Source organism: Epibacterium sp. HA2-3 (assembly GCF_055693725.2).
Genome location: NZ_JBVFUL020000003.1, coordinates 14,675 through 34,369 on the forward strand (window position 1 = coordinate 14,675; position 19,695 = coordinate 34,369).

The following is a 19,695-nucleotide window of genomic DNA, read 5'->3' on the forward strand; positions in this document are numbered from 1 at the left end:
TCCTGGCTGGCGAGAACAACGCCATCTCAGAATGTTTTGCATCGAGCAAAAGCATATCCTGTAGCTCGAGAGAAATCCTGTGATCCCGGCAAGGTGCCGGTCTCGCTTTCAGCAGTAGACAGGGCAGGGGATCGACGGACTGACGCCCGCTCACCTCAACCCTGACAGTTTCTAATCCTGTTGATCCGCCTGCCATCCCGGCAGGTCCGAGAAAACCGGCAAGCGCCGCCTTTGGCGTCGGTTCCGGTTGAGAATTCCGGTTCCTCCCACGCGCAGGCGCGCGGTTCCCTCCCAAACTCTCGCCCTTCACCCGGTTGTCACGGCCCCACCAGGCCGCAGGACAGGCTTTGCCCTTACCCGCTCTGCCGTCCGGAATGCATGGGCATTCCAGACAGCAGAGAAGGAAGGCCCGCCCATTGGCGGAAAGGGGAAAAGACCCGGCCCGCGTCACGCGAAGGAGGGTCACAAATGACCGCAGAGAAGTTTGACGTTTATTCCCATGTCACCAATCAGATCATCGCGCAAATCGAGGCGGGGGCGCCGCCTTGGCGCAAGCCGTGGACCGGCGGAGGGACAGGGGGTAGCTTGCCGGAACGGTTCAACGGCGAGGCCTATCGGGGCATCAACATCCTGATGCTTTGGGCAACAGCGATGGCGAAAGACTACAGCTCAGCCCGCTGGATGACGTTCAATCAGGTCAAACAGCTTGGGGGCCATGTCCGCAAGGGTGAGAAATCCGCTACCGTGGTGAAATACGGCACCGTCGAGCGCGAGGACGAGAACGGCGAGGAACGCCAGATTCCCTATGCCAAGGCCTACCGCGTGTTCAACGCCGACCAGATCGACGGCTTGCCCGCCGAGTTCTACATCTTGCCCGATCCGCCCCGTGATCTTGGCACCGTGGCAGATCCCGCGCTGGAGGCTTTCTTTGCCGCGACCGGCGCGCAGATCGATGTGACCAAGGAGCCGCGCGCCTACTACAGCATCAAGACCGACCGCATCCATATGCCGCCAATCGCGACCTTTCACAGAGCCACAGGATATTACGGTACCTTGGCGCATGAGCTGACCCACTGGACAGGGGCAACAAAGCGGCTGGACCGCTTGGGCCGGTTCAATGACCGCAAGCTCTACGCGTTCGAGGAACTGGTCGCCGAGATTGGCAATTGCATGCTTTGCGCCCAGATCGGGGTGGAGCCTGAATTTGGGCAAAGTGCCGCCTATGTTGAAGGATGGCTGGAGGCAATGAAGGAAGACAGCCGCGCGATTTTCCGCGCTGCGTCCGAAGCGCAGAAGGCCGTGGATTATATCATGGAGCGTACCGCGCAGGCCGATCGGATGGCCGCCGAGTAACAGCCCGCACCGCCGCAATGATCGAGGCTTCCGTCAGAAGGCGGGGGCCTTTTGCGTTCTGGCGTGATCCAAGTGGGGGTGGTTTCAGGATGACCTGTCGGCGGGCAACCTAAAAGCCACCCGCCGACAGGCCCGACGCTTCGCGTGGACGGGCATTGATGCCCTAAATCGCCGATTGGGGCCTGCTGGGGGTCTCCACTCATAAGCTGACCATTGTCCGGAGAGCTGACTTAACTGGCCTTTGCAGCACGCGCGCCAATTTCCTCCGGTTGTGCTAACCGTTCCACAAACGGTTCTCTGATTGCGGCTTTGTCAAGCGGGTTAGCGGTTTGTCCGTCCGGGGTCATGGTTCTCTCCGAGGTCGCCGCATCAGCGCCTCATGGTGGTGTTCGGTGGCGGATCGTCTCCAATGTCGTTTGCGGGGTGAGCAGGCGAGCCTGCATCCCAACCGTTTGTACGAGATCGACCTACCTCCGTCCCGTTGGGACTTCGCTTCCCGCCTTCTCAGCGGCGGAAATTCAGATCAGGCAGCGGCCTCCTTTGTCCATTGATAGTCGGCTTCGGTTTTCCAAAGCGTCAGCATCAGCACGGCGATCTTGCGCGCCGTTGCGACCGCCGCTTTACGGAACCCGCGCCGCCCGGCCAGTCGCACCGCCCAGCTTTTCAGCGGTGAGAAGCGTTTGACCTGGCGGATCAGACAGGAAGCGGCTTCGAACAGCAGACCGCGCATCGCGCCGTCCCCGCATTTTGAGACGCGGCCTGACCAGTCCACCTCGCCGGACTGATGCCGCTTTGGCGTCAATCCGAGGAATGCGCCGATATCGGATGTTCGGCTGAACCGGTTCGGATCTTCGACCAAGGCGATGAAACTGAGCGCGTTCACAGGCCCAACACCTGGGATCGTCATCAGACGGCGTGCGACCGGGTGGCCTTTGGCCTTCTGCTTCACCGCTTTATCTAGATCATCAGCCGCCTGGCACAGCGTGGCGTGGGCGGTGATAAAGCCATCGGCGATTGCGCGCAGCACCGGGTCGGTTTCCCCGGCTTCCGCGAGTTGATCACGAAACGCCTGACGCTGCCGACCCTGGCCGATGCCTGTCATGCGAATGCCAAAGGTTTTCAGCACGCCCCGGATGTGCCCTTCGAGGTCTTTGCGCAGACGGATCATCCGTTCACGGGCACCGATCAGACTGCGCAACTGGTCGGCCTCTTCGCTGCGGACATGGACAGGCGTGAACCAGCCGGTGCGGGCGAGCTGCGCCAGCCCCTCAGCATCAGCGGCATCGGATTTGTTGAGCCGGGCCGAAAGAGCCTTGTGCGCCTTGCGGGCATCGATGCAGGAGGCTGGTAGACCCAGCCGAGCCATACCGCGTTGCAGCCAGATCGAGAGCTGACCACTCTCATGCACGATCCGCAGGGGATTGAATTTACGGTTGTGAAACCAACCCGCCACACCGTCGGGATCGGCGGGGCAGGTTCCTCGTGCGATTGTCTTGCCATCCCTGTCCACAACACAGATCGAAATTTCTTTCAGCGACACATCCAAACCGGCATAGTATTCCATAGGTCGTTCTCCTCACGGCATTTATCCATGAGGCCAACATACCGGACCTCGTTCGCCACCGGAGAGCGGCCGCCGCAATCACACCATGTCGTCTTTGCCGGTGACAGAAACATAAGGGTTTTGACTGGTCGATTGCTCATCAATGCTATGAGCCTAAGCAAAAAAGGCGGCGCGAAGGTGCGCCGCCATTAACTCGTTACCTACTGCTTGCGGGTTACATACCCGTCGACACTGCAAAGCTAGAGACGTCCGACGTGCCCAAATCCGCGAGCAGGGTTGCCGCACCTGATGTCACATCGATTGCATAGAGCCCGGCTGTATCTTGCCCGTCGATTTGCAGAACAGCGTAGGCCGCGTCCGCGCCCTCTTCTGGCGAGACGATGTCGAAGCCGCCAACCGGCAAAACGTCGGCCGGTTCACCACCGATTGTGATCAGGCTGATGGATTCAAGTGTTCCGGCGTTGTTTGCCAGGCTCACGAGCGCATTAGCGCGCGCGTCTAGTGCGTATTGGAAGGTGCCGCCCGCCTTTGCGCCGTTGATAGCGTTTGTGTAGGCGTTTGCGAAGATCAAAGGCTCGACGCCTTCCGACATGTCACCCTTAGCATAAAACAGATCTGTGAAGCGGCGGACGGAGTTCGCGCGCTTATCGCCAAAGTCACTTGGGAAATAGACTAGGTTCTCGCCCGTGGAGCCAACCGCGCGCACCGCATCGATCTTGTTGTTGAAGTCGAACGCAACCACAGAGCCGTCAGCTATAATGGCGTCGTCCGTGAACGTGGCGGACTGGTCCATTGTCTCTCCGGTCATGGGATTGATCGTCACGATCATGCCATCGGCGAACCCAACCAACTCGCGGGTCACCGGACGCCAAGCTATGGACCGAACCGGTGTAGACAGCGTGATGCTGCGCACTTGATCTGGCGTGGCGATGCTGTCCATCACCATCAGGCTGGTGCCATCGCCGGACAGGGCGTAGCCCATCGTGCTTGCGTGGCCGTCGGCCATCACCGGAGCCGCAAGAAGGGCGAGGGTTGAGGTCAAAGCTGTAAAACGAAACATTGGGTGTCCTTTTCTTTTGGGGCTGTGCAGGGGCACGGCATTTGTTCAGGTGCGGAAGGCCAGGCTGACGCCATTGAGACAATGTCGTTTGCCGGTTGGCTGCGGCCCGTCCTCAAAGATGTGGCCCAGGTGAGAGCCACAGCGGCGGCAATGCACTTCTGTCCGGGTGGCAAAAAGGCTGTTGTCGGGCTTGGTGCCCACGGCGTTTGGCAGGCTTTGCCAAAAGCTCGGCCAACCGGTGCCGCTGTCATACTTGTGGGCAGAGCTATAAAGCGGGAGATCGCAGCCTTTGCAGTGAAAGGTGCCTGAGCGGGTTTCGGTATCCAAGGGGCTGGAAAAAGCCGTCTCCGTCGCCTCTTCACGCATCACGGCATATTCCACATCCGTCAGCATCGCGCGCCATTCGGCCTCGGATCGTGTGATCTCGAAAGGTCCTTCAGCGGCGCGCAGCGGCACAGCGGCAGAGCACAACATCCCGGCGATTAGTGTCCGGCGTTTCATCGGTGCCTCCTGGTCGTTTGAAAGACTCCCCTCGCACAACTCGAGGGGAGAGTTAGCGCAGTGAGCGGTTTTATTTCGGGACCAGAACCGCGTTCACCACGTGGATCACACCATTGGATTGATCCACATCGGCCACGGTGACTTTGCCCGCATTGCCGCTTTCGTCGAAGATGAAGACGTTGCCACCAACAACCTTGGCGGACAGAGCATCCCCGGACACGGCGTTGAAATGATAAAAGCCATCAGGGCTCGACTTGGCTGCCGCGATGATATCGGCTGCCGACCAGTCACCAGCCACGACGTGGGCGGTCAGCACCTTCTGCAGCATTGCCTTGTTTTCAGGTTTTAGCAGTGTCTCAACCGTACCAGCGGGCAGTTTGGCAAACGCGTCATTCACTGGCGCAAACACGGTGAATGGGCCTTCGCCCTGCAAGGTGTCCACCAGATCAGCTGCCTGAACGGCGGCAACCAGAGTGGTGTGGATCGGGGAATTGACAGCATTCTCGATGATGTTGCGCTCTTCGAGCATTGGCGCGCCACCAACGGTGGGATTCATGGCAAAAGCCGCAGTGGCCAGGGCGATTGCAGCGGTCGATGAGGCAACAAGTGTCTTGAATGTCATGGTCTTTCTCCTTTTTGAAGCGAGGCCGTTTGGCCTTGCGATGGAGAAGACACGGGGGATGAGCGAGAGAAGTTTCAGAAAAAATCTGATTTTTTGCAAAAAATCTGATTTTCTCTTCTTATTAGGTGCTTGTCACAGGCCCAACCGCCAGAACTTCACCAGTAGGCGCCCCTGTCGGCGAGCCGCCAGGAGGTTCATCGCTGATAGCCAATAGACCATTTACCAGTCTCTCAGCGATGTCTGGTGACACGTCGATTTGTGTTTCCACCTCAGCAGGCAGTACGCCCAGGGACACAGGCGTATCTGTACCCTCGGCAATCAACCAAAGCTCCAGCACACGGCCCGAGCGCGCGGCACCCGCCTCGCGGGTCAACTCAAGCGCACCCGTCTCTGCAATGAAGCGCGCCGCAACAACGAGCGTGCCGTCGTCCGCTACGACATTCGCAGTGAAGGTGGGATCAAAGCTTGGATTCTGCATCAGTACAGGGGTCAGTAAGACAGCCCCCACCACAATCACAGCGACGGTCACACCACCGACCAGCAAGGACCACAAGGACCGCTTAGGTTTGACTGTGTCCTGGAAAAGTGCGGCGTTGAGTTCGTCTTTGACCGACCCCGGTGGGGCGACAGGCGCAATTCCTTCGGCCATAGCGACAAAGCTCTCATCCCAATCGCGCACCAGGTCGCGCAAGGCTGGCTCCAAGGCCAACCGCGCTTCAAAGGCAGCCCGCTCATCCCCTTCAAGAAGATGCAAGACGTACTCACCGGCCAAGGCCGCATCGTCGTTATGATCTCCTTGCTGGCTCATCGGCTCAGGCAGTCCTTTAGTGTCAGCAGGCTGCGGTGCAGCCAGGTTCGCATTGTGTTCAGCGGAACATCGTATCGTGCCGCGAGGTCTTTATAGCTGTCGCCGTCCAGATAGGCCCGGCGCACCGCTTCTGATCTATCTGCTTGAAGTTCTTCAAAGCAGGCATTCAGCCTTTGTCGTTCCGACGAGGCTATCGCCTCCGCCTCGGGTGTCGGTGACCCGTCCGACAGATCGTGCGCATCGTCGATGTCCACGTTGCCCGCTTTTCGAGCCCGCAGCCGGTCAATGGCCGTGTTCCGCGTCAAGGTGATCAGCCAAGTCATCGGACTGTAACCATTGGCTTTATACCGGCCTGCTTTGTGCCAGACCTTCACAAAAACATCTTGCAGCGTGTCCTCAGCTTCAGCCCTATCTCCCAAGACACGGAGGCAGACGCCAAAAAGTTTCGCAGAGGTCGCATCATACAGGAAAGAAAACGCCGCCCGATCCCCAAGGCCCACACGCATGATCGCGTTTTCGATATCATTGGTATCGGTCAAAAGGGTCTGCATCCTGTAGTCTCGTCATGGAACCATGCTTCAGCGATCTTGGAAAAACCAGTGGGAATTCAAAATGAGAGCTGCGGGCAACTGGAATGCCAAACCCCATGTCAAATCGCATGTGTCACAAATGATCGTTTTTGGCACACTTCTCGAGAGCAGACGTTCGTGCGCAGTGCAGCATCGGTCACTCCGAGCTCCTAGCGGTCGATCTCGGTCATTCCATTCATAGGCAGCGGTGAGCCGCCCCAGGGCGTTGACGCAGGGTAATCACTGGTCGTACGACCCGCCTGTGAGATTAGGCGTAGTGTGCCGAAGGGGGCTGTGGAGACACGGTTCCCCGTTTCCTATGTGGTCTCCATTTTTAGCTAGGGCCCACTTCGCTGTTGTTCGTGTTTACAGCGGCGAAAGCCGCTTCTGAGCCCAGAATTCTCAGTTTCCAGATCACAGCAAATGGCGGCTACGTGCACTTGTGCGGGGACGGGACGAACAGCACTGGTATCAAGGAATTACAGCAGCGTTCAGCCAGCTTCGTACTTTGATCGCCAGTCGCGTTGCCTTACTTCAACAGCGCATGCAATAACCCAAAAGACCTTTTCCAATTAGTGCGTTCAGCGGAGCAGTTAGTGAGATGGCAGATAACGACAGTGGCACTCCAGCTACCGAAAGCAATCAGACACTCACAGGAACCGGAGCGGACGACCAGCTATCTGGCGGGCTTGGTGATGATGTCATCACGGGTGGCGCGGGTGACGATGTTCTGCGTGGTGACGGTCCAATTGCAGGTTCTTGGCACTATGAAACCTTTGATCGCAATTTTACCTCTGCGAATGGGCAAGCTTTTGACTTTGGAGGTGATGCAAGCGAGCGCACAGGGTCCGGTTATGTCACTGACTTTGATGAATCCAGCCTAACAAACGCTATTCGCGGAACGACAGGAAACCCGGGCGATTTCGGTGTTATCTACACCAGCACGCTGAATATTACCGATAGTGGCGTCTATACGTTCGCGACCAATTCTGACGACGGTTCGACAATCCAGATATTCGACAGCGCAGGTACTCCCGTCACGTTCACGCAGGATGGGACAACTGCGGATTACATGAACAACGACTTTCACCAGCCAGCTACGACAAGATCTGGTCAAGTCACGCTCGACAGTAATGAAATTTATACGATCCAGGTTCGGTATTGGGAAAATCAGGGCGCAGACGTTCTTCAGGTTACAGTCGACCCGCCTGGGTCGACGGGGGCGGTCAATATAAATGACAGTGGCCTGGTGGGGGTGCCCCCGGACCCTGATTATTCGACAACGGGCGTACCAGCTGGCGTTGAGGGAGACGACTTTCTCAGCGGAGGTGCGGGAAATGACACCCTTTGGGGCGATGGAGGCGACGACACGCTCAACGGAGGTGCGGGTGACGACATCATTGATGGCGGCAGGGGGGCAGACACGATCGATGGTGGATTTGGGCTCGATACCATAGACGGGGGCGAGGAAGACGACATCATTGCAGGTGGTGAAGGCAATGATGTGATCACTGGTGGTGTTGGTGATGACATCATATTTGGAGACGAGTTCGACCCCGGTGCGGGGAATGAATATTTTTATGTGGGCAATGCCTACATTGCCGACGAAAACTATACCATCACCGGGTCAGGCGATTTTGCGGGCCCCACAGCGAGTGAAATTCAAGTCACAACTGATCCCGTCACAATACGGTTTCTGGATGATGACACATCCTTGGGTGGTGATGACGGGGCAAATGAAGTCAGGGCAGACCCGACATTTCAGAGGGTTGAGATTGATGGGGTCGAATATGGGGCGAATCTGGATTTCAGCGTTACGTTTGAAGATCCCACGGGCACTGTCTACCGGTTTGCAGTGCTCGATGTCGACTTTGATGGGGACGGCTCCAACCAAGATGCCAATGAAGACGGCTATATCCTCATACAGATCGGTGGCCCGGCCATCGTGCCCGGAACTGTTCTTGATACTCGTAGTGGGTTTCAGAACATTTCCGCAACCGACTACGACGCTCTGAGAGCAGCGACTGCATTTAACGACACCATTGATGGCGGAGATGGTAATGACACAATCGAAGGTGGGCGTGGCAATGATGCCATCACAGTAGGTCGTGGTGATATAGCTACCGGTGGTGCGGACGCTGATACTTTTACGTTGGATTTTGGTCAAACCAGCACTGACGGATCAATGGTCGTTACCATTGACGGCTCAACTACCGAGATCGACGGAGTTGACAATGATAGCTTGGACCTGACTGGTTTTGGTACGTTCACTCTCACACAGACCACCGACACAGACGGTAATTCAACAAGCGGTACAGCAGTTTATGCAGATGGAACGACTGTCAACTTCACCGAAATTGAAAATCTGATTGTGTGTTTCGCAAAAGGAACACAGATCAAGACAAGTGATGGTATTCGCGACATTGAGAGCCTGCAAGTTGGCGACAAGCTCGTAACCAAAGACAATGGCCTGCAGTCTATTCGGTGGATCGGCAAGCGGACGCTGAGTGAAGACAAACTAGACGCCCACCCAAAGCTCAAACCCATCCGCATCAAAGCGGGCGCATTGGGCGAAGGGATGCCTTCACGTGATCTGATTGTTTCTCCACAACACAGGATCGTTGTTCGGTCCAAGATCGCAATCCGAATGTTTGACACGCAAGAAATACTTGTGCCTGCAAAGCACCTGATTGGCCTACAGGATGTGTCGATTGCTGCCGAAATGCGCGAAGTGACTTATTATCATTTGTTGTGCGACAATCATGAGATCATCGAGGCAGATGGCGCATTCGCTGAGACATTATACACGGGTACAGAGGCGATGAAAGCGATGTCGCCAGAGGCACTAGAAGAGATTATGCTGATCTTGGGAGATCAGTTCTCGACGCGCCGACCATTGGCCAGGTTCACGCCAAAGGGCCGGCAGGCCAAGAAATTGATAGAACGTCATATCAAGAATGATCGAGCGGTGTATTGTTAACTCGGTGGAAGAACAGCTGCGTGCACCTGACGTCTGACTTGGCGCCGTCAGGCAAGTTGAAGTGCAACCATAGACTTCAGTAGGACTACGGTTATCCGCCTGACCTGCCCCCTTCGCCGGCCCCTTGCGTATGAAGATAGTCTGCGAGTTTGTGCCTTGCCCCCCCAACTTTGAACCATCGAACGCGGCAAAGCTGGAACCGTTTTCGAACCGCTCGCCTTTTTACAGTATGAAGAGGGCCTTGGTTGCCTGTGGTGTATTGGAGGACGGTTTTAATATCTGGATCAATTGCTTCTGCCATGACCTCTCGGTACTTTGCACTTCGGCGAAGCCGAAGTGCATTGAGTTGAACGGGGACGAACATGAGCGCAATCGAAGCAGCCTTTCTCGGCCACCCCACGGAAGCAGAAAAGGTCAACTTGAGCGACTTCTCCAAGCTGGTAAAAGGTGACACGATCACAGTTTTTCTCGACAATGAACAACACGCGCAAATCGAGTGGCTCCATGATAGGGTCGAGCGAGACTTGGTTTACGGTGCTGTAAGGCTCAAGGATGGGCGCACTCTGCCGGTTGATTGTTATCTCGAGAACATAGGTTGTGGCCTTCTCTTTGACACCTTCAATTCGAAAGCCTTGAAAGACGGCTGCTCTGAGCACATCCAAGGGACGGTTTTCCTGTCTATGCCCTTGCCATCTCAGTTGCCAAAACGTTGGCAGCGCAGTGGAACTGGGCCAAAGTACGCGAGTTTTTCCGGCCGGGAGAAAACGACGATCGAGGAGTTTGTTGAAGATATCAAAAACAAGGGTTTCTCCGAAGGTCCCAGTTGGAGAGGTAGTGGGTTCGATATCAGGTTGCCGATCTGGCAAACGAGCTGGCAGAAGCAAGACTGTGATGTAAATGTTCGTGTTACACGGAAACGGCAGGGCTTTTTGAGATCTGCAAAGTTTCTGGTCTCGGTATCCGACCATTCTCACAGGCCAATTTGGAAACACGGAACACCTGTGATTTCTGAGGACGGGCTATTGCTTGATGAAGCGATTGATGCATTGTTATTAGGCCTTGATATAGCGTGGTCGAAGTCACAGGAAGTGCCGATCATTCAGGCTGCGGATTGAGAGCTTATAGATCGCTTTTGGCTTCTAAGGGTCAGTACAAGTACTTCGAGCAACGACAGCAAAGTTGCGCTTCCCCTCCGTGCGTGCCGATATTGATTGTCTAGACCTGCGGGGAGGGGCAGCGCCTTGCGTTGCTCCTGCAGCAAGAGGGCATCGCCCTGGTTGCAGCCTTCCAAACGTTGCAAAGAGCGCTATCTGCGCGACGCTGATACTTGCGCGAAGGGGAACATCTTCCTGGTCAGCTGAGGTGATTTAAACATCCGCTCTTTGAAAGCCCTTGGCGCGTGCAGGCGTGCTTGTTCTAAGCCTTGCACGGATCTCGAGTGTAGGCCTGACGAGTGGCATCACTGATGCTGAAGCGTTCGGCAAATCCGGGGCGGTTTATGTTTCTCCATGGCTGGCGTCTGTCGGACAGCCGGACCGCAACTTATCGTTGTGTGATCTGTTCTGGTGAAAACACTATGATCTGGGGCTTACCTTTGTAGAGGTTGATGGTTCCACCTATAGCTACGGATTTCCCAACTAGACCGTCTAGATTTTGGAACTTATGCGCGTGTTTCTTGAAAATGACGCCATAAAAGACATGATTGGGAAAGCGACCGCCGAAGTTGATAAAGGTCGTGCCATTCCGACTTCTCGACACTTGAGAAACCACTCCTTCAACCGTCGAGTAGCTTCCTATGTTCTGAGCTGCTTCACGAGGGCCGATAGTCTCCGCGTTGACGCAGGTTGTGAGAAACAGTGCAACGCCTAGTGCTGAAATGAACTGAAATACGTGGCGCATGAAGATCTCCAAATCAAAATTTGATGTGTCTACTTCTCTCGAGAGGTTCGGGCACGTCTGTGTCCAGAACAGTTGTGCTAAAAGCTTGCAAGTGGTTCAGTCAGCGTTCTGCAACGTGAAAAAAGAATACTTGGACCTTCGCTCGGTAAAACTTCGATACTCGCTCAGGGCTGGTTGGTGTGGTTGCCCCGCAAATTTACGGTATCGCAGCAGTTACGCTTCGAGGCCTTTACTGCCCTTTTCAAACTGAAATTAGACATTTGTATGGCGCTACGAATTCCACATTAAGGTCATAGCTTTCACACAGTTTGGTCAACGCTCACACGCATGCTTCTTCCGTATGGTCGATCCACAGGAAAAGCGACATGATAAAGAAAAGTCTTTTTATCACCGGTGTGGTCTTTCTAGGCCTCTCAGGCTGCGCCGAACAAACGATTTATGACCGGTACAAGGCAGGTTTACCTGCGGAGAATGTACTTTATCTCGCAGGAGCTACCGAAGCGTCCCGAAATAGGGATGTAACCAACTGCCAAGTGTATGCGGCCCAGCAAGTCCCACAAAATCAAGTTATCCGAACAAGCTCCTCTTACACGACACCAGTTCAGACAACTTGTAACCATATTGGTACGCAAGTCTTCTGCAATACTTCCGGTGGCCAGACATATGGCGGTGGTACCTACTCGGTGGATGCCAATGCAAATTTGCGGTCACGCGTTTATCACCAGTGTCTTGCAGATAGGGGATATCGCTATGTCAACCTTCCGGCCTGCCCGGCTGGTGTCGTCCTTAAAAACAGGGGTAAGCTTCCTCCTTTGTCGCGTACGACATGCTATATGGCGACGCCCGATGGTCGATCTGCTATCGGCGAGTACTAAGACTATTTGCCGAATACCCTAGCTCGCATCCCCCCGTTCGAAGGTTATCGTTGCGTGGTGTCTTCGGTTTGGCTTGATGGACCGTAATAAGGAGGCGCACTTTGCGTGTCTTGATCGCTATTGTCGTTGTCTTTTGCGCCACCTCTGTGTTCTCGGCCTCCCTGCATGTACGGGACGCTGATACCATTATTGTCGATGGTACTCCTGTTCGTCTAAACGGTGTTGATGCGCCTGAGCTGAAGACCTCAGCGGGCAAGGACGCCAAGCGATGGGTGGTCAACTATCTCCGCGGTAAGTCAATCACCTGCAAGCTGAACGGAGAGCGCACCTATGACCGGTGGGTCGGGATATGCTTCGCGGATGGAGAAGACATTGGCGCTGCGGTAATCGAGGCTGGCCATGCTCTAGACTGCCGGCGGTATTCAGGCGGCAGATACCGCAACCTGGAGACTCCTTCGGCCCGATCGCGGATTAAAAGAGCCCCTTACTGCGACTGAGTTCTGCTAGGCATCGGCAACTGTGTTCCGCATACGTTTCAATTCTCGGAGTGTATGGACAGGTCCCTGGTTCTTCATATGACGTGCGAGTGTGGTCGTGCCGGTAAAGTCGAAACCGAACTCTATGCAGATCATCGCGCCGTACTTCGCTGCGCAAGGCTCAGGGTTTGCCGATCCATAGGGTTGTGCGGTCGGCCGCCCCAGCATCCCGGTTTGCCCGTCGCGTGAGCATATCCTCCGGATGACCCCAAATCAGCCCGCCTCAAGGATCGCAGAACGTTCGGCGAGGGCGGGCCTATGGCGCGGAGTGGTCCCGTGTGTAAGGTCGCGCAGGCGGCTGTTGCGGCGCGCAGAAAACTTTTGTTCCCGGCAAGCCGGCGGCTACGCCGTCTCTGATCGAAGCATATTCGGACACCAAGCATTCGGCCATGTCCCCACACTCACGTGGTGGCCTTGGAGCCGAACACTGGAGGCCAGACATGGCGTAGGACACTGCAGCACTCACGAGACCATCGAGCTTTTCGGATTGACCGAGAAGGATGCAGAGCTTCCGACCCCTGAGGATCATACCCTGACCGATCACATCATCCGCTAGAGCTTCGAGTCTCTTTTCGGGCAGCTGCGCGGGACCGGGCTTGAAATAGAGATCGATCCGTTGGCGCATGGGATCGCCACGATCCTACAGCGCCGCAATGTGGTGCTCAGCAAAGAGGGCTACCGCACCTCCGACAGGATCGGCGCGCTGGCACAATCCCACGATGGATCGGAGATCGCCGAGACCGCAATTGAGGAGGCGCAAGCGCGCTTTCTGCACCTCCGATAAATCGTGAGTGTTATCGAGATGATGAGCGAGGCAGCGGCGGGTGGCCTTTGGGCACACCCCGGCCAGGATCGGCGGAACTAGGACGCGGAAGGTGGCTGCGGCGTGATGGCAAGGATCATCCGGATCATTCCTTTTTGCTCATAGATGTGGATCGCACGGGGTCGGCCCAATCGTGCCCTGCGCTTCGCTTCGGCAAGCACAAATGCGGCTTCCATGGCGGAGCCGCGGACCCTCCGCATTTGCGCTTGCGACCGGGCCTCTTGCCCCCGTGCCGGGTGATCCCCATCGCAACAAGGAGTAACCCAAATGACCAACCACTACGTCGCAACCGTCCCGGTCAAGTTTACCGACACCGATGGCCAGGAGCGCACCCGTTTTCAGCGCGTGGGTGCGATGTTCCGCAACACCCGGGGCGGGGATGGCTCGGAGTTCTTTAGCCTCAAGCTCGACTTTCCCGTCGCGGTCTCGGAGCTGGTGGTGTTTCCGCCGAGCGCAAAGGATCCCCAAGACTGAATCCTCTGACGAGGATGGGCCGCCCCAGGACGATCTTGGGGCGGCCCGACCCCTGTTCCAGGGATGCCGTCACTGGCGCGTGTGATCGCCTACAGCGACCTCCTCTTGGTGCCGGTCGCCGCGCGTTCAAGGGACGCACTCCCCCCGGAATGATCAGGCCGCGACAGACCGGCCAGTCAGCCTCAAGGGGGCCATCCACAAAAACCTATCGGCCAGGGCCTCCCGGTTTTTGCGGCAGAGATTTGGCCGAGCCAAATCTGGCCCTCCTTGACCCTGCCTGTCCGCCCTGTCGGTGGGGTTTGCGCCCGCCCGCGGTTCCGTCCGAACACATGCGTGTTCGGCCAGACCTTCGGGCGGTTTTGGGGAAGGGGACCCATTGGACAGGTGGGTCGCCCGATGGTGAGGGTGGCAGAGCCGCGTCCCTGCGGGCCGCGGGGGAAGCGGACACCAAGGCTGCCTGAGCCTGAGTGTGACGTAAGTATATAATTGACTGCTAGGTATATTATCGTAAGGTGGGGGCAGCCTTGGTGGAAGGTGGCAGGAAATAGGGGGTCTTTCTTCCGCATGTCCCGAACAAAACGCCTGACAGAGATCGAGAAGATGCAGATCGTCCGCGAGGCCGCGGAGGGTGTGTCGACGTCTGAGCTGGCTGAGCGTTTCGAGGTCACATCGCGGGCCGTGCGCTACGTCCTGAAAGCCGATGCCGAGCGCCAGACGGATGCCGCGATCCCGGTCTCGGCGGTCAGTGTGAAGGTCACCGCTGCGGAGCTTGCGGCGCTCGACGAGGTGTTGGCGAAGGCCGGGATCGAGAGCCGTGCCGAGGGGCTGCGGCGGCTCATCCAGGCGGCGAGTGGGGTGTTCGTTCCGGACGCGCAGATGGCAGCAGAGATGGCGCGATACAGGGCTTCACTGCACGAGGTCGGCAATGGGGTCGCGCAGATCGCCAAGCATATGACGCGGGCCAACCGGCAGGGGCAGGGCGCTGACGGTTCCATGAGTGCCGAGTTTTCTGAGCCGCGCCTTGCGCAGATGCGCGGGTTGGCGCGGTTCATCCTGGATTCCGCCGATGAGATCGATCTGCTTCTGCGGCGTCGGCGCGACGCGATGCAGCTCGAGGCCACGGCCGCGCTAAGGGAGTTTGCCCATGCGGCTGAATGATGCGGTTGACGCTGTCACGGGCGAGGTTTTCCGGGACGGCTGGAGCCGGATCCGGGGCTCGATGCAGGGGCTGCATGTCGCCAAGCAGAGCCAGCTTGTGCGTGCGGCAGCCGGGCACCGCCCGGCGGTCTTCAAAGCGATCCGGGGCGGGGGGACGCACACCAAATCGCAACTCGCAAATCAGCTTGATTATCTGACCACCAAGTCCACCCATATCGTGGACTCGAGTGGGTTCCTGGATGGCAAGGCAAAGCTTGAGGCAAAGGACATCAAGGATCTGACCGAGCGCTTTGCCAAGCGATGGGATGCAGGCTTCAAACCCAAGCTTGGCCAGACCACGCACATGCTCATGTCCTTCCCGATCGGCACGCGGGGCGAGGATGTGCGAGACATCGCGACGGATGTGGCCGAGCGGTTCTTCCAGAGTGACGCGGGGCATTTCGACTACATCATCGCGGTGCATGAGGACCGCGATCATCCTCATGCGCATGTGGTGCTGAACCGCCGCTCGCAAGAAGGCGAGTTCTTTTTCCTCGGGCGCAACCATCGCTTCAACTATGACGATTTCCGCCTTGCCATGGTCGAGGAGGCCGAAAAGTATGGCGTACGCCTGGAAGCCACGCGGCGGGTGGATCGCGGGGTTGTGCATTACCCCGCCACTACCCGCGAGGTCTATGCGGCGAAAGAAGAGGGCCGCGCGCCCCGCGAGCGTGAACGCGTGGGGGCCGACCTGACGCGGACGCTGGCCGAGATCGCCAACACCAGAACCGTCTACCATTCGCTTGCCGCTGAGGCTTCGCGCGAAGCCTGCGAGGAAATTGCCGCAGCCCTCTTCCGCGCGGGCGAGGTGCTGGCGCATGGCGGGCAGGTGGACCGAACAGGAGATGTGTATATGGCCGAGGATCAAAGCTTCGAGGATCTGAGAAGCCTCTATGCGGAGAAGCTCGCACGGGTGCAGGGCATGATCGCCGAGAAACCCGATGCCGAGCGGCCCGTGCTGGAAAAACGCCTCATCGAGATCCAGGCGCAGGTCCAGCACATGCAGCCTCTCGGTTTGCGATCATCCACGCTCTCCGAGGCTCCTTCGGAAGGCGGGATCTATTCTGAGGCCAATATCGACGCCAAACAGCTAGAACGTCTTTCCGAGCCGGACTTGCGGTCGCGCATAGACACCGCCCTGCGGGGCACAGGGATCAGCACATCGGAAGTGGTGGCCCGGATCGAGACGGGCGCCTCAAATGCAGCGCTCGAGCATCAATGGATCGCCAATGATCTCTCCAACGTGGCCGAGGCGCGGGACCTGAACCTTGAACGCCGCGCCGACCTGGAAAAGGCGCGTGACATCCTGAATGACGTGCATGTCGAGCTTGGCACGCTTCTGGAACGGGAGAACGTGCTGCGCCGGGATGGGGTCGTGGAGGAGAAAGCGGTCAGCGAGCGGTTCCACTATCACGAGGACGCGGTCCGGGCGATGGAAGGGACAATCCGACAGGAGATGCGCGCAGACGGCCTGACAGCGCAGCAGATCGAGGACCGGGATTGGCAGGTCGTCTCGCGGGCGGAGCGCCGGATCGAGACGGAGCAGCGCGCGTATCTCGAGGCACATCCGGAGCTGCTCGCACGCCCGGGCGATGTGATCGACCGGTCTGAGCCCTACAAGGAGACGATCACCGATGCGACCCGCGCCGGTGAGATCACCCGCGAAGTCGACCGGATCATGGAGGGACGCGACCTCCGCACGCCAGTAGCGGATGCTGTCGCAGATGACTTGCACGCCCGCTATCCGGACATGCCCTCCCACCTCGCCCGTGGGCTCGGCGCGACCTATGCGGCTGTCGTCGAGATACGCGACACGGAGGCCATCAACCAGGTTCGCCGCGACAACGAGTTGCGCGAGGGGCTTGGGTCTGCCAAGCGCGACGACCTCCTCGCAGCCCGCGGTGAAACGGCGCCGCAGACTGACCGTACCGACCGTCTTGCAGACGAGATTGCGCGTGTCCTGGACCATGAGCGGGCGGGGGAGTTGTCCGCCCCTTTCGAGACCGAGGCGGAGCGGAACGCTTTCCGCGACGAGATCGCGCGGGTCCTGGACGTTCGCCAACGCGAGCGGCTCACATCCGGTGATGCCGATGCGCTGGACAAGGTTCTCGAGGACCGTCTCGACCGGCTCTATGTGGCCAAGGTCTATCTGCAATCCGATGATGCGACGGCCAACACGGAGGCCTTGCGCCAGGTGGTCGATGATCTCGCCGATGCCGAATACGAAAAACACCGCGCGACAGACGTGGATGGCGAGACCGAGCGGGGCCAGGTCCATTGAGCGACGCCATGGGAAAAGCGCGGATTGCAACTGGGATCTTGCTCGTCACGCTGGTGACCGGGGCCATGGGATATACCATCGCCTCGGCGGTTCTGAGCTACCAGGATCTCGGCTTCGGGGCCGAGATCGACTTTGCTTATATCGCGCAGAACTATCTGGCGATCCTCGATCGCCGCCCGGAGGACGCGCAACTCATCCACCTGAGCATCGGCAGCTTCGCCGCTGCCGGCCTGATGCTGAGCCTTGCCCTGTCGGGCTCGACCCTCACACGCTTTGGCCAGACCCATTGGCAGTCTGGGCGCGAGATGAAGGCCAACGGGTTTTTCGGCGCTCCCGGGACCGGGTTCATCCTTGGTAAGCTCGGGACTCCAAAATCCCGCGCGAAATACGTCTGCTCAAAAGTCTTCCCGCACGCGCTGATCGTGGCCCCCACCGGGCGCGGCAAGACCACGGGCTTCGTCATTCCGAACCTGCTGACCTGGCAAGGCTCCGCCGTGACGCTCGATGTGAAGGGGGAATGTTTCGAGGCCACGGCGCGCCACCGCGCCGCCCAGGGCGACAAGGTCTATCGCTTTGCTCCGACGGATTGGGAGGGCAAGCGCACGCATCGCTACAACCCGCTCTTGCGCATCTATCAACTGAAAGATCCCGCGCGCCAACAGATGGAGTTGCAACTTCTTGCTACGCTTTTCTTACAGAGCGACAACGACCGGGTGCAGGGCCTCCTCAAAGGCGGGATTGATCTCTTTGTGGCAGCAGGCCTGCTGGCGTTCCAGCGCAAGCGTCCGACCTTGGGCGAGATCTACCGCATCGCGGCCTCGGGCGGGAACAAGCAGAAGGAGTATTTCGCGCGGGGTCACGAGGTCGACAACAGGGCGGCCAAACTGATCTTCACGCGGCTGGCGTCCACCAACAACGATACTCTGACGTCTTATGTTTCACTCCTGATGACCTCGGGACTGGATCAATGGCAGAACCCGGCGATCGATGAGGCGACGGCGGTCTCGGATTTTGATTTCCGGACAATCCGCAAGAAACCCTTCTCGGTCTATCTCGTCGTCCAGCCGTTGATGGTGAAGCCGCTGGCGCCGCTGATCCGGCTGTTTTTCTCCGATCTTCTCTCGGCCATGCAGGAAAAGGACCCCGGGCCGGATGAGCCGTGGCCCGTGATGATCATGCTAGATGAATTCAACCGTCTTGGCAAAATGCCTATCGTGGTCGAAAGCATCGAGACCCTCCGCGGCTATCGCGGTCATCTGGCCGTCGTCACCCAGACGATTCCCGCCCTCGATGAAATCTATGGTGAGAATACCCGCCGAGCCCTGCAGGGCAACGCGGGGGTGAAGCTCTACCTCACGCCCTCGGATGAAAAAACCGTCGAAGAGCTGAGCAAGGCGGTTGGCAAGACCACGAAGACCGTCATCACGCGTTCGCAATCCATCGGCAAGAACCCCTTTGAAGGGCGCAGCCAATCCACACGAACCGAAGAAAGCTCGTTGTTGCCTGAAGATGAAGCGCGCCGCCTGCCGCTCGACGAGATCGTCATGGTGATTGATGCCCAAATGCCGGTCCGGGCGAAGCGAATCCAGTATTTTGACGACCGCCTGTTCAAAACGATCCATGATGCACAGACGGGAGACTTGCCGTTTCCAGAGCCGGGGGGGGCGCAGGGTAAGCTGCCACTTACTATGCGCGCGATGCCGATGGCACCGCCACCGGACGAGTCAAGCGGACCCGAGGCCGACGGTAAGGCCGCACGCCAGACTGCTGACGGCCAATCGTCTGGGCCATCTGGCGCTGTTCCCAAGAAGACCGCGCCCATCGTTCAAGCTGTGATCGCCGAGGCGCAGCGACAGATGGAAATGGATCTTGAAGGTGCAGTTGCTGACGCTGAGGCCGCGCGCATCGTTGATGAGGCCCAGATGCGCTCCGCTGTCGATGGTTTGAACGACATGGAAGCTATGCTGCAGGAGGATCGCGGTCAAAAGCTGGTTGGTCGGTAGCGTGCGCAGATCCTGTGTGTCGTCGAGCTGGGTCTGTTACAACCCAATCATGACACGCGCGCAATACGCCACGATGATAAGACTACAGGTGAGAAAGTCGTTCGAGAGCGGATCCCTCGAACGGCTCAAAGTGATCTGCCTCCCACTGGA

The 19,695-nt window shown here is 58.0% G+C and carries 16 protein-coding genes and 1 pseudogene; 10 read left to right on the forward strand and 7 right to left on the reverse strand.

Features of this window, described 5'->3' with window-relative positions; genetic code table 11:
• The first annotated feature begins 468 nt into the window (after nucleotides 1–468).
• A complete protein-coding gene (locus ACZ1HH_RS18580; protein WP_472635054.1) occupies nucleotides 469–1,353 on the forward strand; it encodes an ArdC family protein in 885 nt (294 codons plus the stop codon).
• 523 nt (nucleotides 1,354–1,876) lie between these two features.
• Here ACZ1HH_RS18580 and ACZ1HH_RS18585 read toward each other — a convergent pair.
• The 6 genes from ACZ1HH_RS18585 to ACZ1HH_RS18610 all read right to left on the reverse strand — a co-directional run bounded on the left by ACZ1HH_RS18585 (nucleotide 1,877) and on the right by ACZ1HH_RS18610 (nucleotide 6,459).
• Nucleotides 1,877–2,917 carry an IS110 family RNA-guided transposase gene (locus tag ACZ1HH_RS18585; RefSeq protein WP_472635055.1) on the reverse strand — a complete coding sequence of 347 codons (1,041 nt, stop codon included), beginning with the start codon at nucleotides 2,915–2,917 and terminating at the stop codon, nucleotides 1,877–1,879.
• Nucleotides 2,918–3,131: 214 nt separating this feature from the next.
• The gene (locus ACZ1HH_RS18590) at nucleotides 3,132–3,977 is read right to left on the reverse strand and encodes a DUF4394 domain-containing protein (protein WP_472635056.1); all 846 of its coding nucleotides are present in this window, start codon (nucleotides 3,975–3,977) and stop codon (nucleotides 3,132–3,134) included.
• A 45-nt stretch (nucleotides 3,978–4,022) separates the two neighbouring features.
• The gene (msrB, locus tag ACZ1HH_RS18595) at nucleotides 4,023–4,478 is read right to left on the reverse strand and encodes a peptide-methionine (R)-S-oxide reductase MsrB (protein WP_011536560.1); all 456 of its coding nucleotides are present in this window, start codon (nucleotides 4,476–4,478) and stop codon (nucleotides 4,023–4,025) included.
• A gap of 70 nt (nucleotides 4,479–4,548) precedes the next feature.
• Nucleotides 4,549–5,100 carry a fasciclin domain-containing protein gene (locus tag ACZ1HH_RS18600; protein ID WP_011536561.1) on the reverse strand — a complete coding sequence of 184 codons (552 nt, stop codon included), beginning with the start codon at nucleotides 5,098–5,100 and terminating at the stop codon, nucleotides 4,549–4,551.
• A gap of 121 nt (nucleotides 5,101–5,221) precedes the next feature.
• On the reverse strand, nucleotides 5,222–5,908 hold the full coding sequence (locus ACZ1HH_RS18605; protein ID WP_472635057.1) for an anti-sigma factor: 687 nt from the start codon (nucleotides 5,906–5,908) through the stop codon (nucleotides 5,222–5,224).
• The gene (locus tag ACZ1HH_RS18610; protein WP_472635058.1) at nucleotides 5,905–6,459 is read right to left on the reverse strand and encodes a sigma-70 family RNA polymerase sigma factor; all 555 of its coding nucleotides are present in this window, start codon (nucleotides 6,457–6,459) and stop codon (nucleotides 5,905–5,907) included. Before ACZ1HH_RS18610 ends, ACZ1HH_RS18605 begins: the two co-directional genes overlap by 4 nt.
• Nucleotides 6,460–7,078: 619 nt before the next feature.
• Between ACZ1HH_RS18610 and ACZ1HH_RS18615 the strand changes: the two genes are divergently transcribed.
• On the forward strand, nucleotides 7,079–9,457 hold the full coding sequence (locus tag ACZ1HH_RS18615; protein WP_472635059.1) for a Hint domain-containing protein: 2,379 nt from the start codon (nucleotides 7,079–7,081) through the stop codon (nucleotides 9,455–9,457).
• Between the two features lie 362 nt (nucleotides 9,458–9,819).
• The gene (locus tag ACZ1HH_RS18620) at nucleotides 9,820–10,572 is read left to right on the forward strand and encodes a hypothetical protein (protein ID WP_011536565.1); all 753 of its coding nucleotides are present in this window, start codon (nucleotides 9,820–9,822) and stop codon (nucleotides 10,570–10,572) included.
• Nucleotides 10,573–10,999: 427 nt separating this feature from the next.
• Here the strand turns inward: ACZ1HH_RS18620 and ACZ1HH_RS18625 are convergent, their stop codons facing one another.
• Nucleotides 11,000–11,356 (reverse strand): nucleotide-binding protein, encoded by a 357-nt coding sequence (locus ACZ1HH_RS18625; RefSeq protein WP_011536566.1) that lies wholly within the window; start codon nucleotides 11,354–11,356, stop codon nucleotides 11,000–11,002.
• A gap of 365 nt (nucleotides 11,357–11,721) precedes the next feature.
• Here ACZ1HH_RS18625 and ACZ1HH_RS18630 point away from each other — a divergent pair, with 365 nt between their 5' ends.
• The 7 genes and pseudogenes from ACZ1HH_RS18630 (at nucleotide 11,722) to ACZ1HH_RS18660 (ending at nucleotide 19,545) form a co-directional block, all read left to right on the forward strand.
• The gene (locus tag ACZ1HH_RS18630) at nucleotides 11,722–12,231 is read left to right on the forward strand and encodes a hypothetical protein (protein ID WP_011536567.1); all 510 of its coding nucleotides are present in this window, start codon (nucleotides 11,722–11,724) and stop codon (nucleotides 12,229–12,231) included.
• Nucleotides 12,232–12,377: 146 nt separating this feature from the next.
• Nucleotides 12,378–12,728, forward strand: coding sequence for a thermonuclease family protein (locus ACZ1HH_RS18635; protein ID WP_472635112.1), 351 nt, complete (start codon nucleotides 12,378–12,380; stop codon nucleotides 12,726–12,728).
• Between the two features lie 466 nt (nucleotides 12,729–13,194).
• A pseudogene (locus tag ACZ1HH_RS18640) lies at nucleotides 13,195–13,548 on the forward strand (DUF2493 domain-containing protein); the annotation flags it as partial.
• A 309-nt stretch (nucleotides 13,549–13,857) separates the two neighbouring features.
• Complete coding sequence (locus ACZ1HH_RS18645) at nucleotides 13,858–14,064, forward strand: hypothetical protein (protein ID WP_011536569.1); 207 nt, start codon at nucleotides 13,858–13,860, stop codon at nucleotides 14,062–14,064.
• A 564-nt stretch (nucleotides 14,065–14,628) separates the two neighbouring features.
• On the forward strand, nucleotides 14,629–15,222 hold the full coding sequence (locus tag ACZ1HH_RS18650) for a transposase (protein ID WP_487320535.1): 594 nt from the start codon (nucleotides 14,629–14,631) through the stop codon (nucleotides 15,220–15,222).
• On the forward strand, nucleotides 15,209–17,542 hold the full coding sequence (locus ACZ1HH_RS18655) for a relaxase/mobilization nuclease domain-containing protein (RefSeq protein ID WP_472635060.1): 2,334 nt from the start codon (nucleotides 15,209–15,211) through the stop codon (nucleotides 17,540–17,542). The genes ACZ1HH_RS18650 and ACZ1HH_RS18655 overlap by 14 nt, the downstream gene beginning before the upstream one ends.
• A gap of 8 nt (nucleotides 17,543–17,550) precedes the next feature.
• Nucleotides 17,551–19,545 carry a type IV secretory system conjugative DNA transfer family protein gene (locus tag ACZ1HH_RS18660; RefSeq protein WP_487320536.1) on the forward strand — a complete coding sequence of 665 codons (1,995 nt, stop codon included), beginning with the start codon at nucleotides 17,551–17,553 and terminating at the stop codon, nucleotides 19,543–19,545.
• Nucleotides 19,546–19,695 lie beyond the last annotated feature (150 nt).

Excerpts from the sequence above, each read along its gene's own strand:
- ACZ1HH_RS18580 (WP_472635054.1), top strand. The coding sequence starts at position 469 with ATGACCGCAGAGAAGTTTGACGTTTATTCCCATGTCACCAATCAGATC.
- ACZ1HH_RS18585 (WP_472635055.1), bottom strand. The coding sequence starts at position 2,917 with ATGGAATACTATGCCGGTTTGGATGTGTCGCTGAAAGAAATTTCGATC.
- ACZ1HH_RS18590 (WP_472635056.1), bottom strand. The coding sequence starts at position 3,977 with ATGTTTCGTTTTACAGCTTTGACCTCAACCCTCGCCCTTCTTGCGGCT.
- msrB (WP_011536560.1), bottom strand. The coding sequence starts at position 4,478 with ATGAAACGCCGGACACTAATCGCCGGGATGTTGTGCTCTGCCGCTGTG.
- ACZ1HH_RS18600 (WP_011536561.1), bottom strand. The coding sequence starts at position 5,100 with ATGACATTCAAGACACTTGTTGCCTCATCGACCGCTGCAATCGCCCTG.
- ACZ1HH_RS18605 (WP_472635057.1), bottom strand. The coding sequence starts at position 5,908 with ATGAGCCAGCAAGGAGATCATAACGACGATGCGGCCTTGGCCGGTGAG.
- ACZ1HH_RS18610 (WP_472635058.1), bottom strand. The coding sequence starts at position 6,459 with ATGCAGACCCTTTTGACCGATACCAATGATATCGAAAACGCGATCATG.
- ACZ1HH_RS18615 (WP_472635059.1), top strand. The coding sequence starts at position 7,079 with ATGGCAGATAACGACAGTGGCACTCCAGCTACCGAAAGCAATCAGACA.
- ACZ1HH_RS18620 (WP_011536565.1), top strand. The coding sequence starts at position 9,820 with ATGAGCGCAATCGAAGCAGCCTTTCTCGGCCACCCCACGGAAGCAGAA.
- ACZ1HH_RS18625 (WP_011536566.1), bottom strand. The coding sequence starts at position 11,356 with ATGCGCCACGTATTTCAGTTCATTTCAGCACTAGGCGTTGCACTGTTT.
- ACZ1HH_RS18630 (WP_011536567.1), top strand. The coding sequence starts at position 11,722 with ATGATAAAGAAAAGTCTTTTTATCACCGGTGTGGTCTTTCTAGGCCTC.
- ACZ1HH_RS18645 (WP_011536569.1), top strand. The coding sequence starts at position 13,858 with ATGACCAACCACTACGTCGCAACCGTCCCGGTCAAGTTTACCGACACC.
- ACZ1HH_RS18650 (WP_487320535.1), top strand. The coding sequence starts at position 14,629 with ATGTCCCGAACAAAACGCCTGACAGAGATCGAGAAGATGCAGATCGTC.
- ACZ1HH_RS18655 (WP_472635060.1), top strand. The coding sequence starts at position 15,209 with ATGCGGCTGAATGATGCGGTTGACGCTGTCACGGGCGAGGTTTTCCGG.
- ACZ1HH_RS18660 (WP_487320536.1), top strand. The coding sequence starts at position 17,551 with ATGGGAAAAGCGCGGATTGCAACTGGGATCTTGCTCGTCACGCTGGTG.